We start from the raw sequence: 21150 nt of genomic DNA on the forward strand, positions 1-21150 counted from the left end.
AAAAACGTTAGTCTTTCTACAACTACTTTATCATATCAAAACTACGTTTGATGAATTCAGTTAATTCTTCACCTTTTAGTAAATTTTGAGAAAGTCTTGCTAAGTCAAGAGATTGCTTGATTAGGCGTTCTTTCTTTTTATCAGTTTTAGTGTCCTTTATTTCACTAATTAAATCATGATTAGTATTTACTATAAGGTTGTACATCTCCGGCATATTACCAAACATGTTCATTCCACCACCTCCAGTTTGTTGCATCTCTTTCATACGACGCATAAATTCTGGTTGTGTAATCATAAACGGCGAAGCATTACTATCCATAGCTTCTAACTGTACTGTATACTTTTCAGCAGGAATAACCTTTTCTAGATCAGCCTTCAGGCTGTCTTTTTCTTCATCAGATAATTTAGAGATAGTTTCTTCATCTTTTTTGATCAAATTATCTATATGATCACCATCTACACGAACAAAAGAAATATTCTCTTTGCTAGTTTCTAATTTTTGGATCAAATGAGAAACGATAGGAGAGTCTAGTAATAATACCTCATATCCTTTATCTTTTGCAGCTGATATGTACGCATGTTGCTCATCTTTGTCAGATGCATATAAGACTACTAACTTATTATCCTTGTCTGTTTGACTATCTTTAATTTTCTCTTGTAATTCATCAAAAGTGAAAAAAGTATCATCAACAGTAGGATATAATGCAAATTTGTCTGCTTTTTCAAAGAATTTGTCTTCAGAAAGCATTCCGTATTCTATAACTACCTTGATGTCATTCCATTTCTTTTCAAAATCTTCTCTATCATTTTTGAATAAAGAATTTAATTTGTCCGCTACCTTACGAGTAATGTAACTAGAAATCTTTTTTACAGCGCCATCAGCTTGTAGATATGATCTAGAAACGTTTAGAGGAATATCAGGAGAATCAATAACACCACGAAGCATCGTAAGGAATTCAGGAACGATACCTTCTACGTTATCCGTCACAAATACCTGATTTTGGTATAATTGAATTCTATCCTTCTGCATATTCATATCCTGACCAAGCTTAGGGAAATATAAAATCCCAGTAAGGTTAAATGGATAATCGACGTTAAGGTGAATATTAAATAAAGGTTCCTCGAACTGCATTGGATACAACTCTCTGTAGAATCCTTTATAATCTTCATCTTTTAATTCAGAAGGTTGTTTTGTCCAGGCTGGACTTGGATTGTTAATAATGTTGTCAACTTCTTCTGTAGGTGCAGGATCTTCTTCTTTTGCTCCTTCTGGTTTTGGTAAAGTCTCTGTTTTAGTTCCAAACTTAATCGGAACAGGCATAAACTTATTATATTTCACCAATAATTCACTGATTCTATTCTCTTCAAGAAACTCTGTATCTTCCTCTCCAATATGAAGTATAATTTCAGTACCTCTTTCGGTTTTGTCGTGAGCTTCTATAGTATAGGTAGGAGAACCATCACAAGTCCAATGAGCAGCTGGTTCATCCTTAAAAGACTTAGTAATTATTTCTACTTTTTCCGCAACCATAAACGCAGAGTAGAAACCAAGTCCAAAATGTCCTATTATACCAGAATCTTTGGCACTGTCTTTATACTTTTCTAAAAACTCTTCAGCGCCAGAAAAAGCAACTTGATTGATATATTTTTCAACTTCTTCGGCTGTCATACCGATTCCTTGATCAATAATATGTAATCGTTTATTTTCTTTATCTACTTTAACTTCAATCCTAGGATTACCATATTCTACTTTGGCTTCTCCTATATTAGTTAAGTGCTTTAATTTTAGCGTAGCATCTGTTGCGTTAGATATTAATTCTCTTAAAAAGATCTCATGATCCGAATACAAGAATTTTTTAATCAAAGGAAAAATGTTTTCTACCGATACATTAATACTTCCTGTTGCCATTTTTTTATGTTTTAGTTTTAATTATCACTATTGTGATTCTCTATAGTCAAAAAAAATACCAATTATATTTTGCTGACAAACTGACATTGAAATAAAATTGTGAATACAAAAACGTAAGTATATTAATACAATTTCGTCTATTAAAAAGAAAGGGAATTAAGTTTCATTTTTTATGAAACAACTTTAACAATTTTTTTGTTCAAGTTTTTTCTAAAAAAGTTAAACAATGATTATCTTTACTCTGTAAAATGAGAATTATGGCAGCATCTAATAAGAAACAAACTGTAGATAGTCAGTATATTATAACAAAGTACATGAACTATGTACTCGAACATGATATGTACCCTAAATCGGTATATAAATTTTGTAAAGAGTCAAAAATTAAGGAAGAAGAGTTTTATGAGTTTTTTGGTAGTTTGGATAGTGTAAATAAAGGAATTTGGAATACTTTTTTTAGTACTACTATAGATGCTATGAATGGAAATGAAGAATATGATTCTTTATCGAGTAAGGATAAAATGCTAACATTTTTCTTTACTTTTTTTGAATTACTAACGCTAAATAGAAGCTACGTTCTTTTAGTTTTGAAATATCATGAAATGCCGCTTAAAAATTTAGGGCAATTAAAAAGTTTGCGAAATCATATTAAAAGTTTTGCAAAGGAATTAATTGAGGTTGATAATGATGATAAAATGTTTAGGATAGCCAAAAATCCGGTGTCTATATATTCAGAGGGAGCTTGGTTACAATTTTTATTTCTATTAAAATTCTGGATGCAAGATGAATCTCCAGGATTCGAAAAAACGGATGTTGCTATAGAAAAATCGGTACATACAATTTTCGATTTATTCGATAATACACCTTTGAGTAGTGTGTTGGATTTTGGAAAGTTTCTATGGAAAGAAAAAACGATGTGGAACTAGATGTTTTAGAGTAAATTAAAGAATAGAAGAGGAATATGAAGACAATTGATAAAATACCTACATCAAAAATTGGACGAACTACCGAACTTGTAAAGACAGGAGTTAAAGTAGGTGGTAATTATCTAAAATATTATAGTAAAAAAGCGGTAAACCCTAATATTACAAGAGATCAATTAAATGAGAGTAATGCCGCTGATATCTATGATGGGTTAAAAAATTTAAAAGGTAGCGCGTTGAAAGTTGCGCAAATGCTTTCAATGGAAAAAAATATTTTACCAAGCGCGTATGTGGAGAAATTTTCGTTAGCACAGTTTAGCGTTCCTCCATTATCTGCGCCACTGGTAAGAAAAACATTTAAGAAATATCACGGAAAATATCCGGAAGAATTATATGATACGTTTGCAACTCAATCTGTTAATGCTGCCAGTATCGGACAGGTACATAAGGCATCTAAAGACGGGAAAAAACTTGCTGTGAAAATTCAATATCCTGGAGTTGCAGACAGTATAAGTTCTGATCTGGCGATGGTAAAGCCCATCGCCATCAGAATGTTTAATTTAAAAGGGAAAGATTCTGATAAATATTTTCAGGAATTAGAAGGTAAGCTACTAGAAGAAACCGATTACGTTTTAGAAGTACAGCAAAGCAAGGATATTACTGGTTCTTGTTCGCGGATTCCTAATTTAAGGTTCCCGAATTATTATGAAAATTTATCCAGTAAGCGGATCATCACTATGGATTGGATGGATGGTGTTCACTTAAGCGAATTTGCAAAAGAAAATACTGATCAAGAAAAAGCTGACAAAATTGGACAAGCACTTTGGGATTTTTATATGTATCAAATGCATGTACTTAAAGCCGTGCACGCCGATCCTCATCCAGGGAATTTTCTTGTAGATAAAGACGATAATTTAATAGCAATCGATTTTGGTTGTGTCAAAAAAGTTCCTTTAGAGTTTTATACTCCATATTTTGAGTTAGCTGATAAAGAAAATATCGAAAACCCCGATTTTTTTGCTCTAAAGATGTTCGAACTGGAAATACTCCGAGAAGATGATTCGGCAGAAGAGAAAGCATTTTTCTCGGAGTTGTTCTATGAAATGCTTAGTCTATTCACTAAACCTTTTAATGAAGAGGTTTTTGATTTTGCGGATGAAGATTTTTGGAATAAAATAACAGATTTAAGTGAAAAATATTCTAAAGATACAGAGTTAAGAAAGATGAATGGTAACAGAGGAAGTAAGCACTTTTTGTATATCAATAGAACATTTTTCGGTTTATACAATTTATTGCACGATCTCAAGTCGACGATTCGTGTTAAAAATTTTGAAAATTACCTTTAGTCGGTCAATCGACTGACTTTGGTTTGTTTATTTATTGGTTAGGTTGTTAGAAAGGCATGCTGTGGTTGGCGTGCCTTTCGTTTTTTTTGGTATAAGATCAAGAATGATTCTGATATTTTTATAAAAAAAACCGGAAGCTATGGGGTTAGCTCCCGGAAAACACCTTTTAAAATTAAATTTGATGATTGTGTGTTAAGTTTAATTCAAAGATATTTTTTTGGTTGGGGACAAATTAAATCCGGAGGCTTATTATTTAATAATAGAAAACCTCCGGTAAAACGACAATACTAAATAACCCGCTGTGCACTTTAAAACACCAAAATAAAGTATTGCGTTTGTGATTTTTTAAAACCGGGAACTATTGTCTAGTTCCCGGAACCAATTCTGTGAAATATTGAAAATTGAGGCTGCTATCTTAACTAACAGATTTTCAGGGTTTACTAGATTGGTTTTTCTGTGTGTTATATATTAATGAATCATTATATGTGTTTTTAATCTTCTCTTAGTTTATTCTTAAAAAACTTGAAGAATGATGTAGACAATAAGTAAGACGATTATTAAGGCAATTAAGAATAAAGAGGTTTTGGTTAATACACGATGGAATTTATCAAATCTATTCATGATACATTCCATAGGATTGAATCCACTGATTCCTGATTAAAATGGAATTGGATTTGCCTAAATAAAGATGGTAAAACTTTAATATAGTTTTCATAGTTTATGATTTAGAGTTGGTTGCTCTTTTTGAATTTTTACTATGATAACAGCCTCGGGTCAAATGTAGGAATTACACTTCGATAATAAATATGGTTTTACTTTAATTAAAATATGGTTTTAACGTACTGTTATGTTTTTTAAATATTTTAATCACCTTTAATTAAGTTATTTAATGTGTAAAATTAACGATATTTTATATTTAATTTAACAAATAGTATTATGGGTTCAAACGGGGATTTTAACATTTTATAAACTCTTTTGTCGATATATCGTACTATTTGAAAGAAAGTAGTTTTGTGTTTCACAAGAGGTGTGAACTTTATTTCAAATTTTTAATGAGGGATTTTTCCAATGTTAGTATTATGATATGAAGTGTTTTATTAATTATCCTATTAGAAGCTAAAAATTATTTAATTTGTTTTTCTGTTTTTTTAGAAAAAGATGATTGAAGGTTGTTATTGATATACGTTTGTAGATTTTATTAGTCATTAGTCGAAAAAAGTGATTTTTCTAAAAAGTTTTCGCTCTTCTCAGATATTTTAAATCAGTAGTTTTAATCATGATGATTCTTAATATTAGTTCTGTTTAAAATACTAATAGTTATTGTTTTAAAACAAGAAAATAGTTTAATATGAATACACATTCTATATTTCAAAATGATTTAAAGGAAACTTTGGAGTATGCATTTTCGGTATATTTAGTTCAATCTTCCAATGCTATTTATATAGATTTAGATGAAGAGGATGCTAATGTTTCTTATGTTTTATATAATAAAGAAGGACAAATTATAAAATCAAAAAATAATTTATCTAGGAGATATAAATTGTCTTTAAGTCCTTTTCCTTCAGGAATGTATAGGGTTGAGGTTACTGATAATGTGAATAAAATATCGAAAGAAATATTAAAGTTTTGACTATTCTTTTTTGTGTTAGGTTTTGTCAATAAGCATATTATTTCCTGAGGCTACTTTTGATATATAAATGGAGAATATGGTGATTTTATTATGCGTGCATACAATAAGACTGCAGTTTCTTTTATCAAAAACATAAGAATACATATCTTGCTCTGCAGTTTTTTAGCAACTATAGTATTTAGCTATTATTGCACACAATACACACTCAATATTAAAAATATATGTATATTTCAAAAGTAACAGGATTAGGGAGCTATGTTCCTGAGAATGTTGTAACTAATGACGATCTTTCTAAAGTAATGGATACCAATGATGCTTGGATTCAGGAACGAACTGGAATAAAAGAAAGACGACATATCAAAAAAGGGGATGGAAATAGTACTTCTGTAATGGGAGTAAAAGCAGCTAAAATAGCTTTAGAAAGAGCAAAGTTGTCAAAAGATGATATTGATCTAATTATTTTTGCGACACTTAGTCCTGATATGTACTTTCCTGGAGGTGGAGTAAGAGTTCAGGATATGATGGATATGGGAACCGTACCGGCCTTAGATGTTCGTAATCAGTGTAGCGGATTTGTGTATGCATTATCTGTGGCTGATCAATTTATCAAAACAGGAATGTATAAAAATGTTTTGATTATAGGAAGTGAGAATCATAGTGGGGGATTGGATATGACTACTAGAGGTAGAGGAGTTTCTGTTATATTTGGTGATGGAGCAGGAGCAATGGTTTTATCTAGAAATGAAAAAGATGATGGAAGTGGCGTATTATCTACCCACTTACATAGTGAAGGAGCTCATGCTAAAGAACTTTCGTTAGAAGGCCCTAGTACTGATCATTGGGTACCAGAAATCATCGCAGAGAATGATCAAGAGAATATTCCTTATTATCCCTATATGAATGGGCAATTTGTGTTTAAAAATGCAGTAGTTCGTTTTTCTGAAGTTATCAATGAAGGCTTACAGGAAAATAATCTTACTCCTTTGGATATTAATATGTTAATTCCACATCAGGCAAATCTCAGAATATCTCAGTTTGTTCAAAAACAGTTTAAATTATCTGATGACAAGGTTTATAATAATATTCAAAGATATGGAAATACTACTGCCGCTTCAATTCCAATTGCGTTAACCGAAGCTTGGGAAGAAGGTAAAATTAAAGAAGGTGATCTTGTAGTGTTAGCAGCTTTTGGAAGTGGATTTACTTGGGGGAGTGCTATTATTAAATGGTAGTATTATAAGGAAATATATAAAGTAAAAATCGCGAAACATCGTTTCGCGATTTTTTATATGTACTTGGGTTATTTTTTTTTAAAGGCTAATTCAAATAATTTATAACCAAATGGTACTACTATAATAGACGTAACAAATTGGATAGTGTTACAAAAACAGTATGTTTTTTACGAATATTTAACTAACCAACGTTTTTTTTAATTAATACTTAAATTTAACAAATATTATAGATATATTTTATGAATTTAACATATTAATTGATTGATTTAGAGGATTCCACCGCCACTTTTTTCATTTTTGTCTCTTCTCTTCCTTGAGACTTTTCTGTTTTTTCCACTACCAAAACGATAAGATAATCCAAGAAATATTGTTTGTGTCTCTCCTTGGAATTGTCCATTTTGTTCGAAAGGAAAATCACCTGAGAATCTAAAACGCATAGTGTTAAAAATATCATTGAAGTTTATACTTGCCGTTCCTTTCCCTTGTAAGAAATTGTATCTAGCACCAGTATTAATAAAATAGAAAGGTTTTGTCTTAAATTGGATACCTTCCTGTTCTCCGCGATAAAATCCGAATATTTGAAAAGTAAGGTTTTTGGTAGCTTTAAAATTATTATTCATTCTAAAATTATAGACAACAGCATCAACTTCACTAGCGACTTGTACAATCTCATCCATTCCATTTACTTCTACAATATCTTCCACAATTCCTTTTTGTGTTTGTGCGTATAAATCAAAACTAGCATTAAAATTCCACCATTTAGTAGGACGATAATTACTTGAAATTTCTATTCCATACGCAGAGTTATTGTCAAAATTTTCAAAAGTAAGTATCTGACCTTCTTCTACAGTTGGATCAGCTAGTAAGGTTTGATTAATTTCATCATTAATTAGACGATAAAATGTACCTGCTGTAATTGAGCCTCCAGTCAATTTACGTGTATAATTTAATTCGATTGAATTTGTAAATTGTGGATCTAATTCAGGGTTTCCTCTAGAAGTAATCCTTGGTGTACTCCATTCCCTTATAGGATTTACTTGATTAAGACCAGGACGATCCACTCGTCTACTATAACTTAATTGGTAACTGTTTTTTTCTCCAGGTGTATACGTTAAATATGCAGAAGGATATATTGTGAAAATATCATCTTCAAACACTTTTTCATTATTAAAAATTGCTTCTACTTGATAGTTTTCTAATCTAGCTCCCAATTGATATGACCACTTTTCATAATTTTTACCATAAGTAGCATATATAGCGTGAATATCTCTATCATAACGATATTTAGAATCATCAAAAAGTGTAGAGCGATATTCATTGTCTGTACGTCTTAATCGCCCCTCATATCCTAGTTCTAATTTAGCTTTTTCTGATAAGGGATTTACATAATCAAGATTGATTGTTGTATTTGTTCTTTCATTGTCTAATATGTCATCATAATTGGGAGTTAATCCTCCTGCAAAATTAAAGTCATCATTGCTGTCACCTTCAAAAACATTATAATCAACTTCTAATTCTATATTATGCCCTTCTTTTTTAAAATCATGCTTATAATCAAAATTATAAGTAGATCCTAAATTGTCACTTTTATTAATTAGATCCTGAAAAATGTTATTTTCTGGGTTGTCAAAAAACAAAATGTCGGTGGTTCCAATAGTTTTTCCATCAAATATGTTTTGATTGGTGTATAATGATATGGTGTTTTTTTCATTTATATAATAATCAAAACCTACTTTGAATAAATGTGATTTGTTATTATCCTGAAAACGGAAATCGGTTCTATAATTTTGGTCACCTCTAAATACAAACCCTTGATTTAGATTTTTTGTAATATTTGCACCATAATTTCCATAGACATTTATTTTTCCACTTCGGTAATTTAGGTCTATAGAACTGTTAAATCTAGCATTTTTATCCCAGTTTACTCCAAGATTTATGTTTCCATTAAATCCAATATTAGCGTTTTTACGCAATACAATGTTGATGATTCCACTCATACCTTCTGGGTTATATTTAGCAGACGGATTCGTTATAAGTTCAACTGATTTAATAGAGGTTGATGGTATTTGTTTCAATAATTGAGTTGGCGAGATATTTGTTGGCTTGCCATCAATTAAAACTTGAACATTTGGGTTACCACGTAGTGCTATATTACCATCTTGATCTACGTTTACAGATGGGATGTTTTGCATTATTTCTGCTGCGGTACCACCAGTAGTAGTTAGATCTTTTCCGATGTTAATTACTTTTCGATCTATTTTTTGTTCAATGGTTGTACGTTCAGCTATAATAGTTACGTCATCTAAAGCTTGTGCCTCTTCTTCTAATGAAACAGTGCCAACATTAATGTTTTTACTTTTCTTAGAAATTTCGATAGGTTGACTATGACTTTTATATCCTATGAACTGTATTTTTAAAATGTAATTTCCGTTGGGGATATCTGTAATTGAAAATGTGCCATCTTCTGTAGTGATACCTCCGCTGATTAATTTGTCAGCGCCGTCATTAATTATAATAGTCGCGTACGGTATAGGTTGGTTAAGATTTTTGTCAATTACTTTTCCTGAGATTGTTCCTAGTATTACATTATTACTGGGTTGCGCTATGACAAGAGAAAAGCAAAATAATAAAAATAATAAAATTGCTTTTTGGCCTGCCTGTTGGCTAGGTGGATTGATTGTTTTCATTTCGAACGTTTATTTGATTGATAATTATGCTAAGCATTGTACTTTGTATTGCATAATACAAAAGCATTTGTTTTCCCTGTTTTAAACACGTTGATTAATCGTGTGTTTGATATATGACGATTCATTCTAAATTCTGTTACACTAATATTTTTTTTTAACAATAAATTATATAACCAAAAACCGCCCCTTTATTAGGGGCGGTCTTCTTATAATAATCAAATAGTAACACTAACCATCAACTATGAATAAAATTTGATTATTAAGTAACTAACTAACTAACTAAATTTATGAAAAATCATATTTCTTTACCTATAAGACGTGAGTGGTAAGACTTATGTTACACCTGTTTTTTGTTTTTAACATTTTAGCCTTTATTTTTAACTTTTAATGGATAGATTAACTTTATTTTGCAATCAAATTAATACATATGACATCCAAAAAAACTTTAGTATTAGGTGCTTCTTTAAAATCCAATCGATATTCCAATTTGGCAATAAATAAGCTGGTGCGTTTTAATCATGATGTTATAGCAATTGGATTGCGTGAAGGGGAAGTATCAGGAGTTCAAATTGAAACAGATTTAGTAGATTTCGAAAATGTTGATACAGTTACTTTATATTTAAATCCTACCCGTCAGGAACAATACTATAAATATATAGTGGGCCTTAATCCAAAAAGAGTCATTTTTAATCCAGGAACTGAAAACCCAGAGTTTTATAAGATTTTAAGACAAGCGAATATAGATATAGAAGTAGCTTGTACTTTGGTGTTACTTTCTACGAATCAGTATTAGTCCTAGAAATGTAAGTAATCCATTGAGCGGAAGTAATTCATAACCGATTTTATAACCACCAATGAATTCAGAAGGTATTTTCCATACTCCAATAATAATTAGAACAGATATTAAAGCTACAATCCACGTGTATTTATCTTTGATTTTATAATTAGTAAAAATTCCGAATGCGAATAAACCTAGAAGTGGACCATAAGTAAAAGTAGCTACGGTTAGTAAATTACTGATTACATTTTCCGTTAATACATGTTTAAAAACTATAATCACGATGATTAACAAGGCACTCATGGCAATATGAGTTTTTTTTCGAATCGCTACTTGATTTTGCTTTTCTTTTTTCTCGATACCTAAAAAGTCTACACAGAAAGAAGTTGTTAGTGATGTTAGAGCACTATCTGCGCTACTGTATGCAGCAGCAACTAATCCAAGTATAAATGCAATAGCTAATACGATGCCTAATCCGCCATTAATTGCGATTTCTGGAAACAACAAGTCTGTTTTTACATTTCCATCTACAACTGGGGTGGCAATATTAAATTGATCAGCATATATGAATAATAAAGCGCCTAGTAAAAGAAAAATAAAGTTGACCACAATCAATACAAAACTAAAAGAAACCATGTTTTTCTGTGCTTCTTTTAAGTTACGACAGGTTAGATTTTTTTGCATCATATCTTGGTCTAATCCAGTCATACAGATGGCAATAAACATACCACCAATAAATGACTTAAAAAAATGATTCTTTTCTAAAAAGCTATCGAAGAAAAATATTTTATCATAATTTTTTAATTCCTCTGAAGAGAGAAATTCTGAAAAAGACCATCCTATTTGATTATTAATATAATAGATTGCGGTTCCTAAGGCGATTAACATAAATAATGTCTGTAACGTATCAGTCCAAACGATTGTTTTTATCCCTCCTCTAAAGGTATATATCCAGATTAATAGTATAGAAAGTATAACGGTAATTTCGAAAGGTACATTCCATTCGTCAAAAATATATTGTTGTAATACAATTGCCACAAGATAGAGTCTGAAAGAAGCACCTAAAACTCTAGATATAAAGAAAAAGAAAGCTCCTGTTTTATAACTTACTACTCCAAATCTTTCTTCTAGATATTGATAAATAGAGGTGACGTTTAACTTATAGTAAATTGGCATTAAGATATATGCAATAACAAAATTACCAACCAGATATCCAAAAACTATCTGCATATAGCTAAACTGTGCCCCTTCAACCCATCCAGGAACAGAAATAAATGTAACTCCACTTAATGAAGCACCGATCATACCAAAAGCAACTACGTACCAAGGAGATTGTTTATTCGCTTTAAAAAAGGCTTCGTTTCCTGAACTTTTTCCTGTGAAATATGAAATTAAAAGTAATACACCAAAGTAAGCGGCGATTAAAAGTAGAATATGTATGGGTTGCATATAAAAATTCGAATTAGTAAAACACCAAAATACGAATTAATATTTTTACGATACTAACCTGAAATTATAAGTTATCTGTTTCTGGTATCACTCTCAATGACACCATCACGTAATCGTATTACACGATGCGCATGAGCAGCTACTTCTTCTTCATGAGTTACCAAAATTACAGTGTTACCAGCTCCGTGAATATCATCAAATAACTGCATGATTTCTAATGAAGTTTTAGAATCTAAATTTCCAGTAGGTTCATCTGCTAATATAATGGAAGGTTTGTTAACCAATGCACGACCAACCGCAACACGTTGTCTCTGTCCACCAGAAAGTTGATTTGGTTTGTGGTCCATACGATCTGCTAAGCCTACATCTGTTAATACTTCTTCGGCTCTTGCATTTCTATCTTTTTTAGAGGTTCCAGCATAAACCATAGGTAGTGCTACGTTATCTAAGGCTGTAGTTCTTGGTAAAAGATTAAAAGTCTGAAATACAAAACCAATTTCTTTATTTCTAATATCCGCTAATTCGTCATCGGTCATTTTGCTAACATCATTTCCATTAAGGTTATAGGTGCCATCAGTTGGGGTGTCTAAACAACCTAAAAGATTCATAAGTGTAGATTTTCCAGATCCAGAAGGTCCCATGATAGCGATATAATCTCCTCGTTTTATTTCTAGATCAATGCCTTTAAGTACATACACTGTTTCTTGACCTAATTGAAAGTTTCTAATGATACCTTTAATATCGATAACGTTTTCCATGCGATGAATTAATTATAGCCGTAAGATACGATTTTAGCTTATATGACGCATCAATGAAGAAGTTGTTACACTCTAATTGTAAAATGTTCTTTTTCTTGTTCTTTTCTAAAAAAAATAAAGCCTAAATCAAAAGTGTCTATAGTAACTTTAACCTTGTAATGATCTTGTAATTTTTCCCAAACTAGTTGATGTTCTTTCGATGAATGCATGGCTCGTAAAAGAAGTAGGGAATCATTATGAACTCTAGAGAATAATGATTCTAAATATTCTGGATTTTCTTGCAGTTTGTTGATGTTTAGATATATGAAATCGTATTTTTTGTTGTTGGTTTCAGAATTAGAAATTGAAATGGAATTATTAAGGGTTAAAATCTCTGCAATATTATTAGAGGGTTTTTCAGGGATTAAACCTGATTTGTAATCTAGATACGGTATTAATCGGTTTATAAGTTTAGCATTTTTAAAATTTATATCAACAGTATTATTTTTAAGAATTAATTTTATTCTGGGATATGCGTCTTTTTTTTTTGAATCATAAAAACACTTAGTAACCAAATTATAAATAAAAGGGGAATGTACACCGTGTTGGTTAGTAGATTTAATCAAAAACCGAAAATATGACTTGATTTTAAAAAACATGAATGAAGTAATAAGTATAAGTATCTATTCCATTTTTTCAGAAAGCTCTAACCATCGCATTTCTTTTTCTTCAATACTATCTATAATCTCTTTTAGCTTCGCAGACTCTTCATTAATTTTATCTCCTTCCAAAGAACCATTAGCGAAAAGTTTCTCTATATCTTTTTTCTGAATTTCTAATTTCTTTAGATCACGTTCGATACGGTTATATTCTTTTTGTTCATTATAAGACAAAGCAATCTTATTATCTTTTTTCCAAGATGTCTTTGTTTTTGGTTCCGTGTCAATCGATTTAGTTTTTTCTGGTGGTCGACTATTTTCGTAAATACGGTAATCGGAATAATTACCAGGGAAATCTTCTATTACTCCATTTCCTCTAAATACAAATAGATGATCTACTATTTTGTCCATAAAATAACGATCGTGTGATACTACAATTAGACAGCCAGGAAAATCTAATAAGAAGTTTTCCAAAACATTTAGAGTAACAATATCTAAATCATTCGTAGGTTCATCAAGTATTAAGAAATTAGGGTTCTGTATAAGAACAGTACATAGGTATAATCGTTTTCGCTCACCACCACTCAGTTTTTCTACAAAATCATATTGTTTTTTGCGGTCAAATAAAAAACGTTCTAATAGTTGTTGTGCAGAAATTTGCCTTCCTTTTTTTAAAGGGATGTAATCACCAAATTCTCTGATCACTTCTATCACTTTTTGCCCTTCTTTGATAGTGATACCTTTTTGGGTGTAGTAACCAAATTTTACAGTGTCTCCAATTACTATTTTACCTTGATCAGGTTGGGTAGCTCCGGTAATCATATTTAGAAACGTTGACTTTCCGGTTCCGTTTTTACCAATAATTCCAACTCGTTCTCCTTTTCGAAAAACATATTCGTACTTGTCTAACAGAACAAGGTTTTCATAACTTTTAGAAACCTTATGAATTTCTAGGATTTTACTTCCTAGTCGTTCCATATTTATCTCTAATTGTATTTCGTGATCATTTCTTCTTTTATGAGCTCGTTCTTTTATTTCATAAAAATCATCAATTCTTGATTTTGATTTTGTAGTTCGAGCTTTAGGTTGTCTTCGCATCCAATCCAACTCCTTTTTATAAAGTTGTTTTGCTTTGTTGGTTTCAATTTCATCATTAGCGACTCTAGCTTCTTTATTCTGAAGATAATAGGCGTAATTTCCTTTGTAGCTATATAGTTTTCCGTTTTCAAGTTCTACAATTTCATTACAAACGTTTTCTAGAAAATAACGATCGTGAGTCACCATAAAAAGAGTGAAGTTTTCTTTGGCAAAATACTCTTCAAGCCATTCAATCATTTCCAAATCTAAATGATTGGTTGGCTCATCCAGATATAATAGTTCAGGTTTACTGAGTAGAATATTAGCAAGTGCTAACCTTTTTTTTTGGCCTCCAGAAAGTAAACTTACTTTTTGATTTAGGTTTTCTAACTTTAGTTTAAAAAGAATTTGTTTGTATTGTGTTTCAAAATCCCATGCATTCAAAGCATCCATTTGCTCAAAAGCTTTTTGGTAAGCTTCAGTATCATCAGGATTTTGCAGCGCTTTTTCATAAGTGTTTATTACTCGTAACGTATTATTATCAGCAGCAAAAATAGTTTGCTCAATAGTAAGATTGGGGTCTAGATTAGGCTCCTGAGGTAAAAAAGCTACTTTTAGATTTTTTCTATATACGACTTGACCATTATCAGGCTCTTCATCACCAGCAACAATGTTGAGTAGAGATGTTTTTCCTGTTCCATTTTTTGCAATAAAACCTATTTTCTGACCTTCATTAATTCCAAAAGAGATATTCTGAAACAGTATGCGTTCTCCAAATGATTTAGCAATATTTTCGACTGATACGTAATTCACTTATTAATTTTAAAATTGACGCAAAGATAAATAGAAATAGATTCTATGAAAGGTTTTACCAGAGGTATAATATTTCTTTTGAATATAATTGAATATTCTTTTTTCTTTTTTTTTTGTATATTTTCAACCCCTAAGTCCAATTATAACTATGCCTATGAAGGAAAAACTACTTGTAATTCCCTTGTTATTATTAAATATTCATTTCTTATTCGCTCAGGATACGTATCGTGATGAATTTAGTGCTGTTTCCTATGGTAATAACGATGGAAATTCCAATTGGGCGGCTAATTGGGATGAGAGTGATCCTTTTTCCGGTGGAGATAATATCCCTTCTAATGGTTTTGTGAGAGTAACAGGGAATAGATTACGATTTAGTTTTATGTTTGCTAATGAAGAACAAATTGAGAGAACTGCGAATCTTGCAGGATCAACTACAGCGACACTTTCTTTTGATTGGGAAACATCAAGCCTTGAGGCAGGAGAAATTATTAGTGTTCAGGTCTCTAGTACTGGAGGAGCTCCTTTTACTACGTTAGCTACTTTTGGGGATAATGTTAATACTACAGGTTCTTTTAGTCAAAATATTTCAGCCTATATTTCGGCTAATACCACCATAAGGTTTATTAATGTTAATAATGATTGGAATCAAGGGAATGATCGCTTTTTTGTTGATAATATAGAAATAGAAGCTAATACTTTAGTAGATGACCCTCCGGTAATTACCGTTACAGGAGATAAACATTTTTGCCCTAATGGGTCAAATTCTATTCCAGTAGTAGAAACAGTTTCTATTACAGATCCTGATGATGTTAATTTGGAGCAACTTACTATTCAGATATCTACAGGATATCAAAATGGATCAGATTTATTAACATTGACAGGTGTACATCCTAATATTACGGATAGTTGGGATGTTACCGAAGGAAGATTAACATTAACTGGACCGGCTACTTTTGCAGAGTTTGAAGCTGCTGTTTTGGCTACAGTTTTTTCATCTACGCCTCCGATTGTTGCCGTTTTGAGAGAATTTTCTATTGTTTTGGGATCTCCTCTGTATTTGCCAGAAACAGGTCATTATTATGAGTTTATTCCGTCCTTAGGAATACGCTGGGATGATGCGAGAGATGAAGCAGAATTAAGAACCTTTTTTGGACTCCAAGGATATATGGCTACCCTGACAAGTAATATCGAAGCAACTTTTGCTGGAGATCAAATTACAGGAACAGGTTGGATTGGAGCTAGCGATAATTTTGGTTCGGGAGAAGGTGAATGGAGATGGGAAACAGGTCCAGAAGCTGGAACTATATTCTGGAATGGTGATGAAACAGGAACCGTGGTACCTGGCGAATTTGCTTTTTGGAATAATAATGAACCTAACGATTATCCTGACGATGCAATACCAGGTCAAGAAAATTATGCACATATAACGGATGATACAATTGGTATTCAGAATTCTTGGAATGATCTACCAATCACTGGAGGAGGAGGAGCTTATGTTGCTCAAGGATATATTGTGGAATATGGAGGCTTACCTGGTGATCCAGTACTTCAAATATCAGGAGTAACGAGATTGAGAATAAGTTGTACGGTTATTACTAACCGAAATAAAACATATAGGGTTAATTATTAGATTGGAAACGGTATGATTTCTTTTTTGACATCTTTACTTCCTAAAAAGTTATTTTTTTTCTTCGTCTGGTCATAGAAAATAGGAATATAAAGATCATCAGAAAAATAGCAACTCTTGCTAGGTAATCACCAGCTTTTACATAAAAAGTAATTTTTTCATTAGTTTTAAGACTTCCTTTTAGAACTCCTTGTTCATTGTACGCTAAAGAAGATACAATATTACCAGTCTGATCGATAATGGCGGAGATTCCAGTATTAGCACTTCTAGCGATACTTCTTCTGGTTTCGATTGCTCTCAATTTTGCATAGGCCAAATGTTGTTTATGTCCTTGTGTTACTCCCCACCAAGCATCATTAGTAATGATGGCAAGAAAATCAGCATCATTCCTTATATAACCAGTAACAAACTCACCATAAACGCTTTCATAACAAATGATTGGACCTGCGCCAAGACCTTCTTTAGTAAAGAAAACTTCTCGATCATCTTGTGTTGTTTTTTTGGCAACGGTACCTCCTAAATCTATCATGGCGTCGCCAACTAATGGTTTAAAAACACTTTGATAAGGAAAATTTTCTACTCCAACGACCAGTTTACTTTTGTTATAAATTTCTGTTGTTCCATCTTGTCTTACTAGGAAGGCAGAGTTGTAATCGTCATAGAATACACCACTTTTATGCTCATTTGTTTGTGGACGAACTTTAGCAGGATTTCTGAATACTTCTAATAGAGAAATTCCTGAAAGAAAATTAGCATGGGGATACTTATTAATAATACTACTAGCTGTTTTTCTTGCAATAGAGTTATTAAAATTCTTTAGTCTATTATTATCAGCAAAAACAGTTTCTGGAGCTATAATAAAATCTGTCTTTTGGGAAATTTCTTTAGCGGTAAGAGAGCTTAATAATGTGCCTACACGATCATCAGAAGTGTTATATTTTTCGGTATAAGGGTTTATGTTGGGTTGTAGTATAATAACTTCTACATCTTTACCTTCCTCCGTATAAGTTTTTAGAATTATAAATGAAATTACAATTGGAACAATTATAAGAAGTCCATTCTTTATCGCGGATCGATACAAAATAGACTTTTCTTTGTGTTCAATATAAAGTAAAACACTTTTATATAACCCAATATTTACTGCCCAAATCCATAGTGTCCCTCCGAAAGTACCTGTGTATTCATACCATTGTATCCAAGAAGTGAAATTGGCAAATCCGTTACCCAGATTAAGCCAAGGCCAAGAAAACTGCCATTGCAGGTGTAGGTATTCAAAACTCATCCAAATGCATACTAAGAAGACTGCACCAATAGTAAATGATGATCTTCTGGCAATAATGTGATAGATAAGAAATACTAATGCCATTAATAATGTATTGACGATTTCTGCAAACCACATTCCAAAAGGAGTAGAGTTGTATATCCACCAAGTGGTAATCATATTCCATATAAAGAATGCTAGAAAAGCAAAGCCTAATACTTGAGTTTTATGACGTTTATTGTTACGTGTTTTGTATTCTATAATTAATAAAGGGACAAAGCCAAAAAATAGAAATAAAGGAAAACCATAGGTAGGCCATCCAATAGAAAGTAATAAACCAGATAAAATAGCAAGTAAAATGTTTTTCATACGGAGTGTTCTGTCTTAGTAACGAAATTAATCTTATTTCGTTACAAAACTTTAAGTCAAAGCTAAAAAAATGTTATGATTGAATATGTGATATTGTTATCTAAAAATACTCCAGTCTACTTTTATAGAAAATACATTAGAATAAATAGCGGCACTTTGATCTCCTATGTCTGTTAATGCATAATCTACTTGTATTCCTTTATATTGAAAACCAATACCAAAATTTGGTTGGAATCCTACGTTGTCAGAACCATCAAATTGTTCAATATTTTGAAAATTACCAACGCCTCCTCTCAGGTATACTATTTTAGAATAATCTAATTCAAAACCAAAAGCCGGGGTAATACTAATTGCAGATGAGGAAATGATATCGTTAGTCTCTGCAAAACGTACATTCATATCCAATTCAGTGTTTAAACCGAATTTTTTGCCTATGTCAAATTTTCTTGCAGCTCCAAATTGCAATTTGGGAATAGTAATTTCTGTTGTTTCCGGTAATTCTTGATCTCTAATTTGAGGTATTTGATCTTCATCAGGAATACCATCTCCGTTTAGATCACCAATAGCAAAATCTTCTACATTCCAAGCATTAAAAGTTGTAGTGATATCACGTACCATAATTCCAAATTGCCATTTGTTCCTTTGATATTGTAATGCTGCGTCAAAACCAAATCCCCAAGAAGAGGCAAAATCTCCAATAACCCTTCGTATTACCTTAGCATTCGCTCCATAACTCAACCCTTCTATAGGTAATTTTCTAGAATAAGAAAATGTAAAAGCATAATCTGCTGCAGAGAATAAATTGATCCTAGTGTAATCAATATTACCATCAGCATCTACAAGACTGGTTGTGTCTAAAATATCATCTACTCCAAAACGAATTAAGGAAAGAGCAATAGCGCTTTTTTCATCTAAAGGCATCGCAAAAGCTAAGTAGTCATAATTCGCAATATTTGCAAAATAAGCCGCGTGCATAAATGATACTTGGTTGTCTTCTAAATGGATTAATCCTGCAGGATTCCAATAGCCCGAGTTTACATCACCAGATGTTGCAACTACGGCATTTGCCATCCCTAAAGCACCAGCATCTACACCAATATTTAGAAATTCATTAGAATATTTTCTAGTTTGTGCCGAAGAAAACGATACAACTAAAAGTAGTAATGCAATTATAATTCTTTTCAATCCAAGCAATTTTTGACAAATATCTCACTATTTTTCAACATGATAAACTTTATTTGTGATTTCATATTGTGTAGCCTATGTTAATAGACGAAAATAGTTTGCTATTTTTACACAAAAATCAAATCATATGTGGCTTAAAAAGCAAATCCCTAATATTATTACATTACTTAATCTACTTTGTGGATGTATTGCAACCATCTTTGCAGTTCAGGGGGCTTTAGAATTAGCAGCACTTTTTGTGGCGCTTGGTATTGGTTTTGATTTTTTTGATGGCTTTGCTGCTAGAATCTTGAAAGTACAAAGCGAATTAGGGTTGCAGCTGGATTCTTTAGCAGATATGGTGACCAGCGGATTAGTACCAGGAATAGTGATGTTCCAGATGCTTGCTAAGATTTTTGGATACCCCTATCGGGGCGTTTCTGAAGGTTCTGGTCAAATAATTTCTTATGATTTTATGCTTAGTGATTTTGGCTTGAATTATTTGCCACTAATAGGTTTGCTTATAACATTAGCTTCTGCATATAGATTGGCTAAATTTAATATCGATACACGTCAGACTACCTCGTTTATAGGTTTGCCGACTCCTGCCAATGCTCTATTGATTTTAAGTTTACCATTAATCATCAGATATCAGACGCATCCATGGATGTCAGATGTTATTTTAAATCAATGGTTTTTGATCGGTTTAACTTTGGTAAGTTGTTATTTACTAAATGCCGAAATTGGATTGTTTGCTCTTAAGTTTAAAACTTGGAGGTTTGCTGAAAATAAAGTCAGATATATTTTCTTATTGCTTACAATTGTTTTCTTTGTATTACTTCAGTTTATGGCAATACCTTGTGTTATCTTGTTGTATGTTTTGATGTCCCTAATTTTTAAGGAGAAAGATGTTGCGCAGAACAATTAATTAAGTAAATGAAAAATATTTACAGATTACTGTTTTTTATAGTTGGAATATCTTTTATGTTTTGCTGTTCTAGTAAAACTAGAAATAAATCCACGGAATACGATAGTGGCGTTACTTTAATCAAAAAACATGACTCTTTATTTTATATACAAATCAAATCAGATTCTTTAATAGATACTTGGGAGTTAAAATATCCAGTGTATCAATATATGATTGGAGATGTAGATGAAAATGGATCTAATGATATATTAGTAGGAGTTATTAAAACAACTCGATTTGATTCCATAAAAAGAAAACGACTTTTTATTTTTAAAAATTATGAAGGTTATGTCCGTCCACTATGGTTAGGTTCTAGGTTGGGTAAACCTTTGGTAGACTTTAATTTTATAAAAAATAAAGAAGGCAGTTTTATTAGAAGCGTTGAAAAAGAAAAGAGTGGAAAGGTATTAATTGCAGAATATAAATGGCGTAGATTTGGGTTGGAGTTCAAAAGATATATCCATAGAGAAATTGATAGTCTAAGGGCAATACGCATACTTAAAAACGAAAACATATAAATTAAAA

At 31.7% G+C, this 21150-nt stretch carries 16 protein-coding genes; 8 read left to right on the forward strand and 8 right to left on the reverse strand.

Annotated elements, in window-relative coordinates; all coding sequences use genetic code 11:
- Positions 1–22 precede the first annotated feature (22 nt).
- The gene (htpG, locus tag D1815_RS22830; protein WP_027392334.1) at positions 23–1909 is read right to left on the reverse strand and encodes a molecular chaperone HtpG; all 1887 of its coding nucleotides are present in this window, start codon (positions 1907–1909) and stop codon (positions 23–25) included.
- Positions 1910–2166: 257 nt separating this feature from the next.
- On the opposite strand from htpG, the gene D1815_RS22835 reads away from it, so the two are divergent.
- The 4 genes from D1815_RS22835 (at position 2167) to D1815_RS22850 (ending at position 7037) form a co-directional block, all read left to right on the forward strand.
- A complete protein-coding gene (locus tag D1815_RS22835; RefSeq protein WP_027392333.1) occupies positions 2167–2832 on the forward strand; it encodes a TetR family transcriptional regulator C-terminal domain-containing protein in 666 nt (221 codons plus the stop codon).
- A gap of 35 nt (positions 2833–2867) precedes the next feature.
- A complete protein-coding gene (locus D1815_RS22840) occupies positions 2868–4175 on the forward strand; it encodes an AarF/ABC1/UbiB kinase family protein (protein WP_118389645.1) in 1308 nt (435 codons plus the stop codon).
- Between the two features lie 1348 nt (positions 4176–5523).
- A complete protein-coding gene (locus D1815_RS22845; protein ID WP_027392331.1) occupies positions 5524–5805 on the forward strand; it encodes a T9SS type A sorting domain-containing protein in 282 nt (93 codons plus the stop codon).
- Between the two features lie 221 nt (positions 5806–6026).
- Positions 6027–7037, forward strand: coding sequence for a 3-oxoacyl-ACP synthase III family protein (locus tag D1815_RS22850; RefSeq protein ID WP_118389648.1), 1011 nt, complete (start codon positions 6027–6029; stop codon positions 7035–7037).
- 266 nt (positions 7038–7303) lie between these two features.
- Here D1815_RS22850 and D1815_RS22855 read toward each other — a convergent pair whose 3' ends face one another.
- A complete protein-coding gene (locus D1815_RS22855) occupies positions 7304–9724 on the reverse strand; it encodes a TonB-dependent receptor domain-containing protein (RefSeq protein ID WP_051336025.1) in 2421 nt (806 codons plus the stop codon).
- Between the two features lie 427 nt (positions 9725–10151).
- Here D1815_RS22855 and D1815_RS22860 point away from each other — a divergent pair, with 427 nt between their 5' ends.
- Positions 10152–10517 (forward strand): CoA-binding protein, encoded by a 366-nt coding sequence (locus tag D1815_RS22860; protein ID WP_118389650.1) that lies wholly within the window; start codon positions 10152–10154, stop codon positions 10515–10517.
- Here D1815_RS22860 and D1815_RS22865 read toward each other — a convergent pair.
- The 4 genes from D1815_RS22865 to D1815_RS22880 all read right to left on the reverse strand — a co-directional run bounded on the left by D1815_RS22865 (position 10494) and on the right by D1815_RS22880 (position 15237).
- Positions 10494–11951: a sodium:solute symporter gene (locus D1815_RS22865; protein ID WP_118389652.1), complete on the reverse strand. Its 1458-nt coding sequence runs from the start codon at positions 11949–11951 to the stop codon at positions 10494–10496. The genes D1815_RS22860 and D1815_RS22865 overlap by 24 nt on opposite strands.
- 71 nt (positions 11952–12022) lie before the next feature.
- Complete coding sequence (locus D1815_RS22870) at positions 12023–12709, reverse strand: ABC transporter ATP-binding protein (protein ID WP_027392326.1); 687 nt, start codon at positions 12707–12709, stop codon at positions 12023–12025.
- A gap of 65 nt (positions 12710–12774) precedes the next feature.
- Positions 12775–13314 carry a hypothetical protein gene (locus D1815_RS23865; protein ID WP_199726752.1) on the reverse strand — a complete coding sequence of 180 codons (540 nt, stop codon included), beginning with the start codon at positions 13312–13314 and terminating at the stop codon, positions 12775–12777.
- Between the two features lie 57 nt (positions 13315–13371).
- The gene (locus D1815_RS22880; RefSeq protein ID WP_118389654.1) at positions 13372–15237 is read right to left on the reverse strand and encodes an ABC-F family ATP-binding cassette domain-containing protein; all 1866 of its coding nucleotides are present in this window, start codon (positions 15235–15237) and stop codon (positions 13372–13374) included.
- A 154-nt stretch (positions 15238–15391) separates the two neighbouring features.
- Here D1815_RS22880 and D1815_RS22885 point away from each other — a divergent pair, with 154 nt between their 5' ends.
- Positions 15392–16867 carry a hypothetical protein gene (locus tag D1815_RS22885; protein WP_147404259.1) on the forward strand — a complete coding sequence of 492 codons (1476 nt, stop codon included), beginning with the start codon at positions 15392–15394 and terminating at the stop codon, positions 16865–16867.
- Between the two features lie 40 nt (positions 16868–16907).
- Here the strand turns inward: D1815_RS22885 and lnt are convergent, their stop codons facing one another.
- Positions 16908–18494, reverse strand: coding sequence for an apolipoprotein N-acyltransferase (gene lnt, locus D1815_RS22890; protein WP_118389658.1), 1587 nt, complete (start codon positions 18492–18494; stop codon positions 16908–16910).
- A gap of 96 nt (positions 18495–18590) precedes the next feature.
- A complete protein-coding gene (locus tag D1815_RS22895; RefSeq protein WP_027392322.1) occupies positions 18591–19679 on the reverse strand; it encodes a PorV/PorQ family protein in 1089 nt (362 codons plus the stop codon).
- A gap of 127 nt (positions 19680–19806) precedes the next feature.
- On the opposite strand from D1815_RS22895, the gene D1815_RS22900 reads away from it, so the two are divergent.
- Positions 19807–20586 (forward strand): phosphatidylcholine/phosphatidylserine synthase, encoded by a 780-nt coding sequence (locus D1815_RS22900; RefSeq protein ID WP_118389661.1) that lies wholly within the window; start codon positions 19807–19809, stop codon positions 20584–20586.
- A gap of 8 nt (positions 20587–20594) precedes the next feature.
- Positions 20595–21143 (forward strand): hypothetical protein, encoded by a 549-nt coding sequence (locus D1815_RS22905; protein WP_205486648.1) that lies wholly within the window; start codon positions 20595–20597, stop codon positions 21141–21143.
- Positions 21144–21150: the final 7 nt, after the last annotated feature.

The sequence above is a fragment of the Aquimarina sp. AD1 genome (genome assembly GCF_003443695.1).
In the GTDB taxonomy this organism is placed as follows: Bacteria; Bacteroidota; Bacteroidia; order Flavobacteriales; family Flavobacteriaceae; genus Aquimarina; species Aquimarina latercula.

Bases quoted from the DNA above. Each gene is read 5' to 3' on its own strand.
- D1815_RS22905 (WP_205486648.1), top strand. From the start codon at position 20,595: ATGAAAAATATTTACAGATTACTGTTTTTTATAGTTGGAATATCTTTT.
- D1815_RS22850 (WP_118389648.1), top strand. From the start codon at position 6,027: ATGTATATTTCAAAAGTAACAGGATTAGGGAGCTATGTTCCTGAGAAT.
- D1815_RS22840 (WP_118389645.1), top strand. From the start codon at position 2,868: ATGAAGACAATTGATAAAATACCTACATCAAAAATTGGACGAACTACC.
- lnt (WP_118389658.1), bottom strand. From the start codon at position 18,494: ATGAAAAACATTTTACTTGCTATTTTATCTGGTTTATTACTTTCTATT.
- D1815_RS22900 (WP_118389661.1), top strand. From the start codon at position 19,807: ATGTGGCTTAAAAAGCAAATCCCTAATATTATTACATTACTTAATCTA.
- D1815_RS22855 (WP_051336025.1), bottom strand. From the start codon at position 9,724: ATGAAAACAATCAATCCACCTAGCCAACAGGCAGGCCAAAAAGCAATT.
- D1815_RS22835 (WP_027392333.1), top strand. From the start codon at position 2,167: ATGGCAGCATCTAATAAGAAACAAACTGTAGATAGTCAGTATATTATA.
- htpG (WP_027392334.1), bottom strand. From the start codon at position 1,909: ATGGCAACAGGAAGTATTAATGTATCGGTAGAAAACATTTTTCCTTTG.
- D1815_RS22845 (WP_027392331.1), top strand. From the start codon at position 5,524: ATGAATACACATTCTATATTTCAAAATGATTTAAAGGAAACTTTGGAG.
- D1815_RS22865 (WP_118389652.1), bottom strand. From the start codon at position 11,951: ATGCAACCCATACATATTCTACTTTTAATCGCCGCTTACTTTGGTGTA.
- D1815_RS22885 (WP_147404259.1), top strand. From the start codon at position 15,392: ATGAAGGAAAAACTACTTGTAATTCCCTTGTTATTATTAAATATTCAT.
- D1815_RS22860 (WP_118389650.1), top strand. From the start codon at position 10,152: ATGACATCCAAAAAAACTTTAGTATTAGGTGCTTCTTTAAAATCCAAT.
- D1815_RS22870 (WP_027392326.1), bottom strand. From the start codon at position 12,709: ATGGAAAACGTTATCGATATTAAAGGTATCATTAGAAACTTTCAATTA.